The sequence below is a fragment of the Streptomyces sp. NPDC102514 genome, assembly GCF_055584525.1.
On sequence record NZ_JBVJLW010000004.1, the window covers coordinates 165,965 to 180,284 of the forward strand.

At 70.0% G+C, this 14,320-nt stretch carries 13 protein-coding genes; 8 read left to right on the forward strand and 5 right to left on the reverse strand.

Going from position 1 to position 14,320, the window contains the following annotated elements; all coding sequences use genetic code 11:
• Window positions 1–7 precede the first annotated feature (7 nt).
• The 4 genes from efeB to ACZ60E_RS12150 all read left to right on the forward strand — a co-directional run bounded on the left by efeB (window position 8) and on the right by ACZ60E_RS12150 (window position 5,059).
• Window positions 8–1,315 (forward strand): iron uptake transporter deferrochelatase/peroxidase subunit, encoded by a 1,308-nt coding sequence (efeB, locus tag ACZ60E_RS12135; RefSeq protein ID WP_469439867.1) that lies wholly within the window; start codon window positions 8–10, stop codon window positions 1,313–1,315.
• Window positions 1,316–1,383: 68 nt separating this feature from the next.
• Entirely contained in the window at window positions 1,384–2,316 is a 933-nt protein-coding gene (pheA, locus tag ACZ60E_RS12140) for a prephenate dehydratase (RefSeq protein WP_384807737.1), read from the forward strand.
• A gap of 620 nt (window positions 2,317–2,936) precedes the next feature.
• Window positions 2,937–4,214 carry a serine--tRNA ligase gene (gene serS / locus ACZ60E_RS12145; RefSeq protein ID WP_453791275.1) on the forward strand — a complete coding sequence of 426 codons (1,278 nt, stop codon included), beginning with the start codon at window positions 2,937–2,939 and terminating at the stop codon, window positions 4,212–4,214.
• Window positions 4,211–5,059, forward strand: a complete 849-nt coding sequence (locus tag ACZ60E_RS12150; protein WP_469439871.1) for an HAD family hydrolase — start codon at window positions 4,211–4,213, stop codon at window positions 5,057–5,059. The genes serS and ACZ60E_RS12150 overlap by 4 nt, the downstream gene beginning before the upstream one ends.
• Before the next feature lie 299 nt (window positions 5,060–5,358).
• Here ACZ60E_RS12150 and ACZ60E_RS12155 read toward each other — a convergent pair whose 3' ends face one another.
• From ACZ60E_RS12155 to ACZ60E_RS12175, 5 genes are all read right to left on the reverse strand, one after another.
• On the reverse strand, window positions 5,359–5,643 hold the full coding sequence (locus ACZ60E_RS12155; RefSeq protein WP_384807743.1) for an SGM_3592 family protein: 285 nt from the start codon (window positions 5,641–5,643) through the stop codon (window positions 5,359–5,361).
• A gap of 165 nt (window positions 5,644–5,808) precedes the next feature.
• Window positions 5,809–6,528: an ABC transporter permease gene (locus ACZ60E_RS12160; RefSeq protein WP_384807744.1), complete on the reverse strand. Its 720-nt coding sequence runs from the start codon at window positions 6,526–6,528 to the stop codon at window positions 5,809–5,811.
• An 11-nt stretch (window positions 6,529–6,539) separates the two neighbouring features.
• Window positions 6,540–7,451, reverse strand: coding sequence for an ABC transporter ATP-binding protein (locus ACZ60E_RS12165; RefSeq protein WP_107020467.1), 912 nt, complete (start codon window positions 7,449–7,451; stop codon window positions 6,540–6,542).
• 49 nt (window positions 7,452–7,500) lie between these two features.
• The gene (locus tag ACZ60E_RS12170; RefSeq protein ID WP_469439876.1) at window positions 7,501–8,424 is read right to left on the reverse strand and encodes an ABC transporter permease subunit; all 924 of its coding nucleotides are present in this window, start codon (window positions 8,422–8,424) and stop codon (window positions 7,501–7,503) included.
• A complete protein-coding gene (locus ACZ60E_RS12175; protein WP_384807859.1) occupies window positions 8,414–9,427 on the reverse strand; it encodes an ABC transporter ATP-binding protein in 1,014 nt (337 codons plus the stop codon). Before ACZ60E_RS12175 ends, ACZ60E_RS12170 begins: the two co-directional genes overlap by 11 nt.
• 273 nt (window positions 9,428–9,700) lie before the next feature.
• Here ACZ60E_RS12175 and ACZ60E_RS12180 point away from each other — a divergent pair, with 273 nt between their 5' ends.
• Genes ACZ60E_RS12180 through ACZ60E_RS12195 form a run of 4 tightly spaced genes read left to right on the forward strand, consistent with a single transcriptional unit; the run spans window position 9,701 to window position 14,248 of the window.
• Window positions 9,701–10,561 (forward strand): M24 family metallopeptidase, encoded by an 861-nt coding sequence (locus ACZ60E_RS12180; protein ID WP_384807748.1) that lies wholly within the window; start codon window positions 9,701–9,703, stop codon window positions 10,559–10,561.
• Complete coding sequence (locus ACZ60E_RS12185) at window positions 10,558–12,354, forward strand: SDR family oxidoreductase (RefSeq protein ID WP_469439880.1); 1,797 nt, start codon at window positions 10,558–10,560, stop codon at window positions 12,352–12,354. Before ACZ60E_RS12180 ends, ACZ60E_RS12185 begins: the two co-directional genes overlap by 4 nt.
• Window positions 12,351–13,250 (forward strand): metal-dependent hydrolase, encoded by a 900-nt coding sequence (locus ACZ60E_RS12190; RefSeq protein ID WP_469439883.1) that lies wholly within the window; start codon window positions 12,351–12,353, stop codon window positions 13,248–13,250. Before ACZ60E_RS12185 ends, ACZ60E_RS12190 begins: the two co-directional genes overlap by 4 nt.
• Window positions 13,251–13,291: 41 nt before the next feature.
• Window positions 13,292–14,248, forward strand: a complete 957-nt coding sequence (locus ACZ60E_RS12195) for a MerR family transcriptional regulator (protein WP_469439885.1) — start codon at window positions 13,292–13,294, stop codon at window positions 14,246–14,248.
• The last annotated feature ends 72 nt before the right edge of the window (window positions 14,249–14,320 follow it).

Here is a 14,320-nt window from a genome sequence, read left to right on the forward strand (position 1 = left end):
CGACACCATGGCTGAACAGTCCACTCCCAAGACCCCTGTTCCGAAAACCGCTGCTCCGAAGAACGATGCTCCGAAGGCCCCCTCCAGGGGGGTCGTCTCGCGGCGGCGTCTGCTCGGCACCGCCGGTGCCACGGGCCTCGCGCTGGGTGCGGCGGGCGGAGCGGCCGGTTACGCCGTCGCGCCCGCCGCCGACCGGACCGCGCTCCTCAACTCGGTGGGCGCGGACAAGGCGATGTTTCACGGGAAACATCAGCCGGGCATCACGAACGCCCTGCAGGCCAAGGGCCATCTCGTCGCCTTCGACCTGGCGGCGGGCGCGGGCCGCAAGGAGGCGGCGGCCCTGCTGCGGCGCTGGTCGACGACCGCCGAGCGGCTGATGGCGGGCGAGGCGTCCGCGCACGACGACACGGACGTGGCACGCGACGCCGGACCGTCCTCCCTCACGGTCACCTTCGGCTTCGGCCACAGCTTCTTCGCCCGTACGGGGCTGGAGAAACAGCGCCCGATCGCCCTCGACCCCCTGCCGGACTTCTCGTCGGACCATCTCGACAAGGCGCGCAGCAACGGCGACCTGTGGGTCCAGATCGGCGCGAACGACTCCCTCGTCGCCTTCCACGCCCTGCGCGCGATCCAGCAGGACGCGGGCCGGGCGGCCAAGGTGCGCTGGCAGATGAACGGCTTCAACCGCTCGCCCGGCGCGACCACCCGCCCGTTGACGGCCCGCAATCTGATGGGGCAGATCGACGGCACCCGTAATCCCAAGCCCTCGGAGTCCGACTTCGACCGGCGGATCTTCGTGCCCGACGCGAGCGACCCGGCGTGGATGGCGGGCGGTTCCTACGCCGTCGTACGCCGTATCCGGATGCTCCTCGACGACTGGGAGAAGCTCTCGGTCACGGACCAGGAGGACGTGATCGGGCGCCGGAAGTCCGACGGGGCGCCGCTGTCCGGTGGCACCGGCGGCACCGAGACGACCGCGATGGATCTGGAGAGGACCGGCGGCGACGGAAAGTTGCTGGTCCCCATCAACGCGCACGCCCGGATCACCCGGCCCGACGAGAACGGCGGCGCGGCGATGCTCCGCCGGCCCTTCTCCTTCCACGACGGCATCGACGCGGACGGTGTGCCCGACGCGGGGCTGCTCTTCGTCTGCTGGCAGGCCGATCCGTTGCGCGGCTTCGTACCGGTGCAACGCAAGCTCGATCGCGGGGACGCGCTGTCCACCTTCATCCGGCACGAGTCGAGCGGACTGTTCGCGGTGCCCGGCGGGGCGGCGGAGGGGGAGTACGTGGGGCAGAAGTTACTGGAGGGCTGAGATCCACTCGGTGGGGCGTGGTTCCGGAAGCGTGAGTCCAGTTCCGCAAGGCCCATTAGGGTGAGGCCATGCCAGCCAGCTACGCGTATCTCGGCCCCGAGGGCACCTTCACCGAAGTCGCCCTGCGGACTCTTCCGGAGTCGGCCACCCGGCAGCTCGTCCCGATGGTGTCCGTCCCCGCGGCGCTCGACGCCGTCCGGGCCGGTGAGGTCGAGGCCGCGTTCGTGCCGATCGAGAACTCGGTGGAGGGCGGCATCACCACGACGATCGACCAGCTGGCCGTCGGCGAGCCGCTGATGATCTACCGCGAGGTGCTGCTCTCGATCACCTTCGCGCTGCTGGTCCGCCCCGGCACGAAGCTGTCCGACATCAAGACGGTCAGCGCGCACCCGGCCGCCCAGCCGCAGGTGCGCAACTGGATGAGGGACAACCTCCCGGACGTCGTCTGGGAGTCGGCGGCCTCCAACGCGGACGGTGCCCGGCTGGTGCAGGAGGGGCGTTACGACGCGGCCTTCGCGGGCGAGTTCGCGGCGGCGCGGTACGGCCTGGAGGCCCTGGAGACCGAGATCCACGACGCGGAGAACGCGCAGACCCGGTTCGTCCTGGTGGGCCGGCCCGCCCGGCCCGCGGCGCCGACCGGTGCGGACAAGACGTCCGTGGTGATCTGGCAGCGCGACGACCATCCCGGCGCGCTGCTCGAACTGCTCCAGGAGTTCGCGGTCCGCGGCGTCAACCTGATGCTGCTGCAGTCCCGGCCGACCGGCGAGGGCATCGGCAACTACTGCTTCGCCATCGACGCGGAGGGGCACATCGCGGACCGGCGGGTGGCCGAGGCGCTGATGGGGCTCAAGAGGGTCTGCCCGAAGGTGCGGTTCATCGGGTCCTATCCGCAGGCCGACGTCGATCCGAAGGACGTACGCGCACCGCGCGCCGGTACGTCGGACGGCGAGTTCGCGGCGGCCTCGGACTGGCTGGCGCGCTGCCAGGACGGCCGCTTCTGACCGGACCTGCCCGTCCGGCCCGCCCGCCCTGTCTGTCGGCCGTACCTGCCCTGCCTGTCGGTCCTACCTGCTGGTCCTACCTGCAGATCTTCTTCATCCACAGAAGTTATCCACAGGCGCGCTTCTCGACCTGGGGACAAGTCGACAACGAAGTGCGACACAGTCGACAAATCGGCCTACAACCCACAACTGCTTCCACAGCCCCGCAGGTCACCCTTCGTCCACCTGTTTTCCCTGACCAATCCCTTAGAGGGAACCATTTCCACCCGAACGTGGGTGTAGAGAGGGTTTGGCTCGGGAATTCCCCGTCCCGGATGCGGCTTTCGGAACGATCACTTCCGATGTCCACAGATCTTTCGCACAGCCTGTGGATAACTTTTCGAAGGTGTGGATTCCTGTGGACAACCCCCATGCCAAGTCCCTTGCCCCGCAAGGGAATCGGGTCAACCCGCCGCACCCTCCCTGCCCCGTTCCAGGGAGCCGGGCCCTTTTCGATTGACGCGGATCCGGCGCGGATCGGCGCAATTCGATCGAATCCATAATTCGCTCAAAGCATGACAGAAGCGACAGATCGGAATACCGGGTCGTGCCCCGGAACCCGGCACCGGTAACCTTGTGGGGTGATTGACCTTCGCCTGCTTCGTGAGGACCCCGACCGTGTTCGCGCCTCCCAGCGCGCCCGTGGAGAGGATGTCGCGCTCGTCGACTCCCTGCTCTCCGCCGACGAGCGGCGCAGGTCGTCCGGCGTCCGCTTCGACGAGCTGCGCTCCGAGCAGAAGGCGCTCGGCAAGCTCATTTCCAAGGCCTCGGGCGACGAGAAGGCCGAGCTGCTCCAGAGGACCGGCCGGCTCGCGGCCGACGTCAAGGCGGCCGACGCCGAGCAGCACGAGGCGGACGACGAGACCAAGCGGCTCCTGCAGCAGCTCGGCAACCTCGTGCACCCCGACGTCCCGGTCGGCGGCGAGGAGGACTTCGTCGTCCTGGAGACGCACGGCACGATCCGCGACTTCGGCGCCGAGGGCTTCGAGCCCAAGGACCACCTGGAGCTCGGCGAGGCGCTGGGCGCCATCGACGTCGAGCGCGGCGCCAAGGTGTCCGGCTCGCGCTTCTACTACCTGACGGGCGTCGGCGCGCTCCTGGAGCTCGCCCTCGTCAACGCGGCGATCGCGCAGGCCACGGAGGCCGGCTTCATCCCGATGCTGACCCCGGCGCTGGTCCGCCCGCGCGCCATGGAGGGCACCGGTTTCCTCGGCCAGGCCGCGGAGAACGTGTACCACCTGGAGAAGGACGACTTCTACCTGGTCGGCACCTCCGAGGTCCCGCTCGCGGCGTACCACATGGACGAGATCCTCGACGCGGACAAGCTGCCGCTGCGCTACGCGGGCTTCTCGCCGTGCTTCCGCCGCGAGGCCGGCACGTACGGCAAGGACACCCGGGGCATCTTCCGGGTGCACCAGTTCGACAAGGTCGAGATGTTCTCGTACGTCGATCCGGCGGACGCGGAGAACGAGCACCAGCGGCTCCTCGACTGGGAGAAGCAGTGGCTGACCGGCCTCGGGCTGCCCTTCCAGGTCATCGACGTGGCCTCGGGCGACCTGGGTTCGTCCGCCTCGCGCAAGTTCGACTGCGAGGCGTGGATCCCGACCCAGGGCAAGTACCGCGAGCTGACCTCGGCCTCGAACTGCGACGGTTTCCAGGCCCGCCGGCTGTCGGTGCGCATGCGGGACGGCAAGAAGGTGCAGCCGCTCTCGACACTGAACGGCACACTGTGCGCCGTTCCGCGCACGATCGTGGCGATCCTGGAGAACCACCAGCTGGCCGACGGTTCCGTACGGGTGCCCGAGGTGCTGCGTCCGTACCTGGGCGGCCGTGAACTGCTGGAGCCGATCTCCAAGTGACCGGCACCACCGAGTCCACCGGGGCTTCCGAAGCATCAGAGGCGTCCGGGGCGTTCCCGTACAAGCTCGTCGCGACCGATCTCGACGGAACGTTGCTGCGCTCCGACGACACGGTCTCGGAGCGCACCCGTGAGGCACTCGCCGCGGCCACCGTGGCAGGTGCCGCGCACCTCGTCGTCACCGGCCGGGCCGTGCCCTGGACCCGGCACATCCTCGACGACCTCGGGTACGAGGGCCTCGCGGTGTGCGGCCAGGGCGCCCAGCTGTACGACGCCGGGGCGCACCGGCTGCTCACGTCGGTGACCCTCGACCGGCAGCTGGCGGGGCTCGCGCTCGCCAAGATCGAGGCGGAGGTCGGCCCGCTGGCCCTCGCCGCGAGCCGCGACGGACTCGATGGTGACGTCCTGGTCGGCCCCGGCTACCGGGTGCAGGGCCTGCTGAAGTCCGTCCCGTTCACCGACGTGGCCGAGCTGTGGGCCGCGCCCCTGACCAAGATGTACATCCAGCATCCGCGTCTCACCGACGACGAGCTGACGTCCGCGGCGCGGGCGGCGGCGGGCTCCCTGGTGAACATCGTGATGGCGGGCGAGGGCATCGTGGAGATCCTTCCCCTGGGCCTGTCCAAGGCCACGGGGCTGTCCCTGGCGGCCCGCCGCCTGGGTGTGAAGGCCGCCGACACGATCGCCTTCGGCGACATGCCCAACGACATACCGATGTTCGCGTGGTCGGCGCACGGCGTGGCGATGGCCAACGCCCACACCGAACTCAAGGCCGTGGCCGACGAGATGACCCTGTCGAACGACGAGGACGGCATCGCGGTGGTGCTGGAGAGGCTGCTGGGCTAGCCGCTCCGCGGCGCCCTCGAAGCCCCGCCCGGGGAGGGCGGCCCGCGCGGAGGTACGCGCTCGAAGCGGCCGCCCCGGGCAGCTCCCGTACGGGGCGGACTCGACGGAGCTGACTACTCCGGAGCCCGCACGCTGCCCTCTCGGGAGTCCGACGAACTGCCACTGACGGGCACCGTCGTGCTCCTCACCCGGACTGCGGCGCCGGAGGAACCCGGCGGCCTGGACATGACCACTGTGCCCGTGGGACGAGTCGGACGCCACTGATTAAAAGGGCGTCCGGCGCACAGCGGGCGGGCGGATCAGCTGCGTCGCCATCTGCGCCGCCGCGCCTTGCTGAAGAACCAGCCCGCAGGCGGCTCGTCGGAGCGCCAGGGCTGTGGATCGGGGCCGCCCTCGCGCCAGCGGGCCGCGAGCATACGGGCGCGCGCGGACGGCTCCTCCGTATCGGCGGACCGTATGAAGTCCTCGTCCAGGACGAGTTCGTCCCAGACCTCCCCGGCGGCCTCCCCCTGGCCTTCGCCGGGGCGCTGTCCATCGCCGTGTCCGTCGCCGTGTCCGTCACCGCGTGGTGCCTGTGCCGTCATCCCCGTTCCTCCTCGTCGCATCCCCTCGGGCCAGTGTGCCGTCACCGGCGTAAAACCCACTTCAAGATCAAAAATCACCGCAAGATCAAAGACAGATGCGGCTCCACGCGCGCGTGGAGCCGCATCGACCACCCGAAGACCCCGCTTCACGGGGTCCCGGAAGGCCTACTCCTCGCCGGCCAGCGTCAGCGTCCGCAGTTTCTGTCCCGCGAACCAGGTGGCGGCGACGGTCACCACGACCAGCAGCACCGTGCCGGTGGTGAGACCCACGTCGGAGGTGACGAGATCGCCGCCGGACACCTTGTGGGCCACCGCGAGCGACCACTGCTGGACACTGAGCGTCTTCGCCCCGGAGACCAGCGTCCCGAAGAGTGCCTCCCACACGAGGGCGTAGACGAGCCCGAAGACCACCGCGTGCCGCGTGATGGTGCCGAGCAGCAGGAAGAGCGCGGCGTACGCGATCGAGGCGACCAGCGCGGCCACGGTGTAGGCGACGGCGACCTGCTGGCCGTTGCCGTTGAGGATCAGCCCCGCGAGGAACGTCGGGACCGCCGAGAACACCATGGTGACGGCGACGGCGACGATCAGCTTGGTGAAGATGATCGTGGGGCGCTTGACCGGCTTGGCGAGCAGGTAGACGACCGAGCCGTCGTCGATCTCGGGGCCGATCGCGCCGGTGCCCGCGATGACGCCGATGATGGGCACCATCGTGGCGAGCGCGAAGCCGCCGAGGACGTCCGCGGCCACCTGGTCGTCGGCGCCCGTGAAGCCGCGTACGGCCGCGGAGATGACGATCAGCAGGACGGGCAGGGCGCCCAGGATGAGGGCCCGGCGGCGGCCGAGGAGGCCGCGGTAGGTGAGCCGGGCGACTGTGGGGTCGTACATCTTTCGGCCTCCTACGCCGCGACGAGATACGAGAAGACGGACTCAAGGGACTCGTCGGACGGCGAGACCGTGAGCAGTCGGATGCCGTGGTCGCGGGCCACTCGCGGCAGAAGTGCCGTGAAGCGCGGGAAGTCGACGGCCTGGATGCGCAGGGCGCCCTCCTGGAGGTCCACCTCGATGCCGGACGTCGACGGGTCGGCGATGAGCGCCGCCGCGAGCGCGCGGTCGTCGCTGGAGCGGACCAGATAGCGGTGCGGACGGTCGGTCATCAGGCGGCGGATCCGGCGGAAGTCGCCGCTGGCCGCGTGCCGTCCGGCGACGATCACCTCGATGTGCGAGGCGAGCTGCTCGACCTCCTCCAGGATGTGCGACGAGAAGAGGACCGTGCGGCCCTCGTCGCCCATCCGCCGCAGCAACTCCATCAGCTGCATGCGCTGGCGCGGGTCCATGCCGTTGAAGGGCTCGTCGAGCAGCAGCAGCGAGGGGTTGTGGACGAGCGCGGAGGCCATCTTCACGCGCTGGCGCATGCCCTTGGAGTACGTCGAGATCTTCCGGTCCTGCGCGTACTCCATCTCGACCGTGGCGAGGGCCCGGTGCGCGGCCTTGTCGCCGAGGCCGTGCAACTCGGCGTTGGCGACGACGAATTCGCGCCCCGTGAGGAAGTCGTACATCGCCTCGCGCTCGGGGACGATGCCGATCTGCTTGTAGATCTCCTCGTTGCGCCAGGTCGGCCGGCCGTCGAGGGTGACGGAGCCGGTGGAGGGTGCCAGGAAGCCGCCCATCATGTTGATGAGGGTGGACTTTCCGGCGCCGTTCGGGCCGAGCAGGCCGGTGACTCCGGGACCGATGGTCATGGTGATGTCGTTGACGGCCACCACGTTGCCGAACCAGCGCGAGACGTGGTCGATGGTGAGGGTGCTCATGGGCGCGGCCCGTTCCTTGGAAGGGTGGTGGCGGACGACGGGCGGGCGGTCACAGTCCGACCTTTCGGTAGCGGCGCATCAGCAGGCCGTAGCAGCCCGCGACCAGTCCCAGGACGACGAGCAGGAAGACGACGCCTTCTCCGCCCGACGGGCCCTCGCCGCCGGGGAAGGCGGAGGTGGCGCCCAGGAAGGCGGTCTGCACCCCGTCGATCAGCGTGATGGGCGAGAAGAGCCCGAGCCAGGAGACCGCGTCGGTGCTGGACTGGTTGTAGGCGATGGCCTGGACGGTGGACACCGCTCCGTAGGAGATGGTCAGCACCGCGATGACGGCGGCGATACCGAAGCCGCGGCGCGGGGTGACCGCCGAGATGACCAGGCCGATGCCGGCGAAGAGCAGGGAAAGCAGTGCCACGGAGACGAGCCCTTGTCCGAAACCCTTGGTCTGGTCCCAGAAGTCCAGTTTGGCGAGCAGCGCTCCCACGTACAGCACGAGGAGCGGTGCGGCGGTGAGCATGAAGAGCGCCGAGGCCAGCGCCGCGTACTTGGCGCGTACGTAGTCGGCGGTCTCGATGGGACGTGAGAAGTACAGCGGGACGGTCTTGAAGCGCAGGTCGCGGGAGACGGACTGCGGTCCCTGGGAGGCGACGTACAGACCGATGACGGCCTGCATGATGATCGCGTAGCGCGTGTAGTCGACGGGCAGGTCCTTCGCCTTGGTGGCGACGGCGACCGCGACCATGATCAGTGCGGGGACGCACATCACCACGAAGAGCAGCATCGGCAGCACTTTGGACTTCACCGAGCGGCCGAGGCCGTACGAGCCGCGCAGGGACATCGAGTAGAGCGAGCGGCGGGCGTACGCGCGGCCCAGGCGGGGGCCGTCGTAGTTGCGGTAGCCGATGTTGTGGATCCGGGTCTGCTCGCCGCCGCGCGCCGGAGCCGGGGCCTGTGCCTGGGGCTGCTCAACCGCCATGGCCGACCGCCTCCTTCCGCTGTTCGTCGCCGTCCTTCAGGGCCGACCGTGCTTCTGCGTCCCTGGCTGCCTGCTCGTCGCTGTCCTTGAAGACCTCCGCGATGTGGTGCCTGCGCTGCTCCATGCGCACCAGACCGAGGCCCAGGTCGGCGACGACGTCCCGGACGAGGTCGTACGTCTCCTCGCCCTGCGCGGTGAGCAGGAGGATGTGGCCCGCGCCGGGCAGTCCGCTGCCGTCGTGGGTCTCGACCCCGCGCGCGTGGAGCACGTCGCGCAGTGCGCCGGTGCCGTCCGGGTGCTCGTCCGTGTCGGTGACCTCGACCGCGAGGATCGCCGTGCGCTGCGTGAAGTCCGTGGTGGAGCTGGACCGCAGGAGCTTGCCGCCGTCGATGACGACGACGTGGTCGCAGGTGCGCTCCAGTTCGCCGAGCAGGTGCGAGGTGACCAGGACGGAGATGCCGAAGTCGGTGTGGATGCGGCGGATCAGGCCGAGCATCTCGTCGCGGCCGACGGGGTCGAGGCCGTTCGTCGGCTCGTCGAGGAAGACCAGCTGCGGGTCGTGGACCAGCGCCTGCGCGAGTTTCACGCGCTGCTTCATGCCCGTCGAGTAGCCGCCGATGGGGCGGTACCGCTCCTCGTAGAGGCCGACGTGGCGCAGCGTGTCCGCGGTGCGCTCGCGGGCCGCCGCCGGGGGCAGGCCGGACATGCGCGCCATGTGGACGACGAACTCGGTGGCCGAGACGTCGGGCGGCAGACAGTCGTGCTCGGGCATGTATCCGACGCGCTCCCGGATGTCGCCGCCGTTGGTGGCGACATCGAGTCCGAGGACCGCGGCGCGGCCCTCGGTGGCGGGGGACAGCCCCAGCAGGATCTTGATCAGTGTGGACTTGCCGGCTCCGTTGGCTCCGACGAGTCCGGTCACACCGGGTCCGACGTCCACGGAGAGCCGGTCAAGAGCGGTCACCCTGGGGAACCGCTTGCTCAGGCTTTCGGTCGCGATCACAGTCACATTTCGAAGGTAGTGGCGCAGGCCACATCAGTCGTCAGACCTGGGAGCTGTATCGCTGTCACTCTCCAGGCGTACGGGCCCGTAAGGGTCCCCCTCAGGTCGAACAACCGACGGCCGCCGCTGTGCCCGGGTCGGCCGGGTTGTCCACAACCACACGGTTTTCCACAGGTCTCGCACCCACCCCTTGACTCAGCCGCCAACAATGGTCACATTCATCAGTGTCAAGTTACGGGCGCGTACGGCAGTCGGCTTGGAACGGACGGTGGCATGACCTCAGCAGTGGCCTCGCCAGGGGCCTCATCAGGCCCGCTCGCCGCGGAGCTCGGCGGGTTCAGGCAGGTGCAGCGGCTCGCGTACGCGTGCGCCGAGGCGGTGGCCGCGCGGCTGAAGCCCGGTGTGACCGAGCGCGAGGCGGCGCGGATGCAGCGCGAGTGGCTGCAGGAACGCGGGGTCCGGGACTGGTTCCATCTGCCCTTCGCCTGGTTCGGGGACCGTACGGCGTTCACGGGCTTCCGGATCCCCCTGCAGTTCTTCCCCACGAACAAGCGCCTGGAGCCGGGGATGCCGTTCATCCTCGACATGGCCCCGATCCTCGGGGGCTGCACCGCGGACATCGGCTACTCCGGCTCGCTGGGCCCGAATCCGGTCCAGGACCGGCTGCTCGCCGACCTGGAGGCGCACCGCGAGCTGCTGCTGCGCGAGGTGCGCGAGCGGCGCCCGCTGCGGGAGATCTACGAGGACGTGGACCGGCTCATGGTCCGCCAGGGCTACGCGAACCGGCACCGGGCGTACCCCTTCGGCGTGATCGCCCACAAGGTGGACCGCGTCCGGGAACGGCGCTGGTCACCGCGTCTGTTCGGCTTCGGCACCCAGTCCCTGAAAGGTCTGGCGGGCGACGCGCTCCACGGCCACCGCGACGGCTGGTCCCCCCTGTGGTCGCCGTACCGCTTCTCCGACCACCCGCCGCATCCCGGCCTGTGGGCGGTCGAACCGCACCTCGGATTCCGGGGCACGGGCGCGAAGTTCGAGGAGATCCTCGTGGTCACCGACTCCCGGGACCCCGAGCAGAGCGCGTTCTGGCTGGACGACGATCTGCCGCACGTGCGGCGCTGGGCGGAGGACAAGTGACCCTTGGCGAAGGACGAGTGCCCCTCGCGGGCGGAGTGCCCCCCGGGGGCGCGCGTGAGCGCTGGGTGCGTACGGGCGGAGTCGAGCTGTGTGTCGCCGAGTGGGGTGATCCCGCGACGCAGCCCACGGTGGTGCTCGTGCACGGCTATCCGGACTCCAAGGAGGTGTGGTCCGAGGTCGCCGGGCGCCTGGCCGAGCGCTTCCATGTCGTGCTGTACGACGTGCGCGGCCACGGCAGGTCCACCGCGCCCCGGCCCCTGCGCGGCGGGTTCACCCTGGAGAAGCTGACGGACGACTTCCTGGCGGTCGTGGACGCCGTCAGCCCGGACCGGCCGGTCCATCTGGTCGGCCACGACTGGGGCTCGGTGCAGGCCTGGGAGTTCACCACGGTCACACGCACGGAAGGACGGATCGCGTCCTTCACGTCGATGTCCGGTCCGTCCCTCGACCACTTCGGGCACTGGATCAAGAAGCGCATGTCCCGCCCGACACCCCGCAAGGTCGGTCAACTGCTCGGCCAGGGCGCCAAGTCCTGGTACGTGTACCTGCTGCACACCCCCGCCCTGCCCGAACTGGCCTGGCGCGGCCCCCTCGGCAAGCAGTGGCCGAAGATCCTGCGCCGCCTGGAGAAGGTCCCCGCCGGCGACTACCCGACCTCGTCGCTGCCCAGGGACGCGGCCAACGGCGCATGGCTGTACCGCGACAACATCCGCCCCCGCCTCGGCAGGCCCCGCAGCGACGCGTACGCCCACGCGCCCGTGCAGCTCATCACGCCTCTGGGAGACGCCTACCTCTCGGAGCGGCTCTACGACGAACTGGAGCAGTGGGCTCCGCAACTGGTGCGCCGCACCCTCCCGGCGAAGCACTGGATCCCGCGCACCCGGCCCGACCAGGTGGCGGCGTGGATCACCGAGTTCGTGACCTCGACCGAGGGCGGACGGCCGGCACCCGCGGTGAGCGGCCCGCACGCCGAGCGCTTCGGCGGGCAGCTCGTCCTGGTCACCGGTGCGGGCAGCGGCATCGGACGGGCCACCGCCTTCGCGTTCGCCGAGGCCGGCGCGCGCGTGGTGGCCGTCGACCGGGACGCGGAGAGCGCGGCGCGCACCGCGGAGCTGTCCCGGCTCGCCGGCGCCCCGGAGGCCTGGGCCGAGACGGTCGACGTCTCGGACGAGCAGGCCATGGAACAGCTCGCCGCGAAGGTCGCGGCCGAGTACGGGGTGGTCGACGTCCTGGTGAACAACGCCGGGATCGGACTGGCCGGCTCCTTCCTCGACACCACCGTGGACGACTGGCGGAAGGTCCTCGACGTCAATCTGTGGGGGGTGATCCACGGCTGCCGGCTCTTCGGGAAACAGATGGCGGAACGCGGACAGGGCGGCCACATCGTCAACACCGCGTCGGCTGCCGCGTATCTGCCCTCGAAGGCGCTGCCCGCCTACAGCACCTCCAAGGCGGCGGTGCTGATGCTCAGCGAGTGTCTGCGCGCCGAGCTGGCGGGCCAGGGCATCGGCGTCTCGGCGATCTGCCCCGGATTCGTCAACACCGCCATCACCTCGACCGCGCGCTTCACCGGAGTCGACGCCGACGAGGAGAAGCGGCGCCAACAAAGGTCCGCGCGGCTGTACGGGCTGCGCAACTACCCGCCGGAGAAGGTCGCCGAGGCCGTTCTCCGGGCGGTCGTCCGCAACCAGGCCGTGGTGCCCGTGACGGCGGAGGCCCGCGGCGGCCGTCTCATGTCCCGTTTCACTCCCAGGGCACTGCGCGCGATCGCACGGATGGAGCCACCGCTGTGACAGAGCACCACGCCATCACACCCCGCCGGGTCTCCTTCGACTGGGAGCGGACCCCGCTCCACTGGATACCGGACGAGCCGACCGCCACCCACGTCATCAATGTGCTGCATCTGCTGCTGCCCGCGGGGGAGCGGTGGTTCGTCAAGGTCTTCAAGGAGGGCCTGCCGCTGGTCACCGACCCCGAACTGCTCAAGGACGTCAAGGGGTTCATGGGGCAGGAGGCGACGCACAGCGTGCAGCACTCGTACGTGCTGGACCATCTGGCGGCGCAGCGCCTGGACACGGACGCGTACACGAAGCATGTCGAGTTCCTCTTCCGGAGGATCCTGGGCGAGACTCCGCCGCTGGGCCGCATACCGGCCCGGGAGTGGCTGCTCTTCCGGCTCTCGGTCGTCGCGGCCATAGAGCAGTTCACCGCGGTGCTCGGCGACTGGGTGCTGGCCGCCGAGGGACTGGACGAGGCGGGGTGCGACGAGGTCATGCTCGACCTGCTGCGCTGGCACGGCGCGGAGGAGGTCGAGCACCGCGCGGTCGCCTTCGACATGTACCAGCACTGCGGCGGCGAAGGGCTGCCCCGGTATGCGCGCCGGGTCGCGGGCATGGCGGTCACTGCGCCGGTGATGCTGTACATGTGGGCGTGGGGCGCGGGCTATCTGATACGCCACGATCCCCAACTGGCGGGCCGGCTGCGCTATTCGCTCGGGGCGCACAACCGGGCGGTGCGCAAGGGGCTGCTGCCCACGTGGAAGGAGCTCGGCTCGGCCGTACCGCGTTATCTGCGGCGCTCGTACCATCCTTCGCAGGAGGGCTCGATGCGCCGCGCGGTCGAGTATCTGGCGACGTCGCCCGCGGCGCGGGCGGCGGCGGGGGCGATCGGCAGGGCCGCGATCGCGTAGCGACGGGCGCTCGGGGGCAGGGAACCGAAAGGGCAGGGACTGTGATCGACGAGCCGGCCGGCGCCGCGTACCGGATCGAGGACCTGGCGCACCGCAGTGGCGCCACGGTCCGGACGATCCGCGCCTATCAGGACCGCGGGCTGCTCCCCCGCCCGGAGCGGCGCGGGCGCGCCAACCTCTACGCGGACACCCATCTGGCCCGGCTGCGGCAGATCGCGGACCTGCTGGACCGCGGCTACACCCTGGCCTCCATCAAGGAGCTCCTGGAGGCCTGGGACGCGGGGCGCGGCCTGGGTGGCGTGCTCGGTCTGGTCGCCGAGGTCGACGGGCCGTGGACGGACGAGGAGGCGGTCCGTATCTCGCGGGCCGAGCTCGACGAACGGTTCGGCGGGCACCCGGACGACGCGGCGGTGGCCGAGGCGATCGAGCTGGGTGTGCTCGAACGGATCCCGGGACAGGTTCCGGGCCAGGAGGACACATTCCTCGTACCGAGCCCCCAAGAGCTGGCGGTGGCGGTCGAGTTGTACGAGGCGGGCGTTCCGCTGTCCGCGATCTCCGGCCATCTGCGGGAGTTGAGGGGTCAGGTGGAGCACATCGCCTCGCGGTTCCTGGAGTTCACGGCCGAGCACGTCTTCGCCCGTTATCTCGGCGAACATCCGCCGAACGACTCCGACGCCACGGAAGCGACCGCGCTCGTACGCCGCCTGCGACCGCTCGCACGCCAGACGGTGGACGCCGAACTGGCCCGGGCCATGCAGCTGTTCGCCCATCGGCAGCTGCGCCGGCACCTCGGGGTGGAGAAACCGCGGGCGGAGGCGGAAGAGACGCGTACCGTGGCGGTCCCGGCCACGACAATGACCGCTGTGGAAGGGCTTGTCGGCGCGGAGCACGCTGCCGAGTTCATCACTCTGGCCGCCGAACGGGAGGTCAGGGCGCGGGCCTTGGACACACTTGCCGCACACCGCCCTCAAACGACTGAAGTTGACGAACCATCATAAAATATCGGGGAGTTGTCCACAGATTCCTCAACTGGGGCTGTGGATAACGCATTTGGCTGTGGATCAAACCTC

Bases quoted from the DNA above. Each gene is read 5' to 3' on its own strand.
- ACZ60E_RS12170 (WP_469439876.1), bottom strand. From the start codon at position 8,424: ATGGCGGTTGAGCAGCCCCAGGCACAGGCCCCGGCTCCGGCGCGCGGC.
- ACZ60E_RS12180 (WP_384807748.1), top strand. From the start codon at position 9,701: ATGACCTCAGCAGTGGCCTCGCCAGGGGCCTCATCAGGCCCGCTCGCC.
- pheA (WP_384807737.1), top strand. From the start codon at position 1,384: ATGCCAGCCAGCTACGCGTATCTCGGCCCCGAGGGCACCTTCACCGAA.
- ACZ60E_RS12155 (WP_384807743.1), bottom strand. From the start codon at position 5,643: ATGACGGCACAGGCACCACGCGGTGACGGACACGGCGACGGACACGGC.
- ACZ60E_RS12165 (WP_107020467.1), bottom strand. From the start codon at position 7,451: ATGAGCACCCTCACCATCGACCACGTCTCGCGCTGGTTCGGCAACGTG.
- ACZ60E_RS12160 (WP_384807744.1), bottom strand. From the start codon at position 6,528: ATGTACGACCCCACAGTCGCCCGGCTCACCTACCGCGGCCTCCTCGGC.
- efeB (WP_469439867.1), top strand. From the start codon at position 8: ATGGCTGAACAGTCCACTCCCAAGACCCCTGTTCCGAAAACCGCTGCT.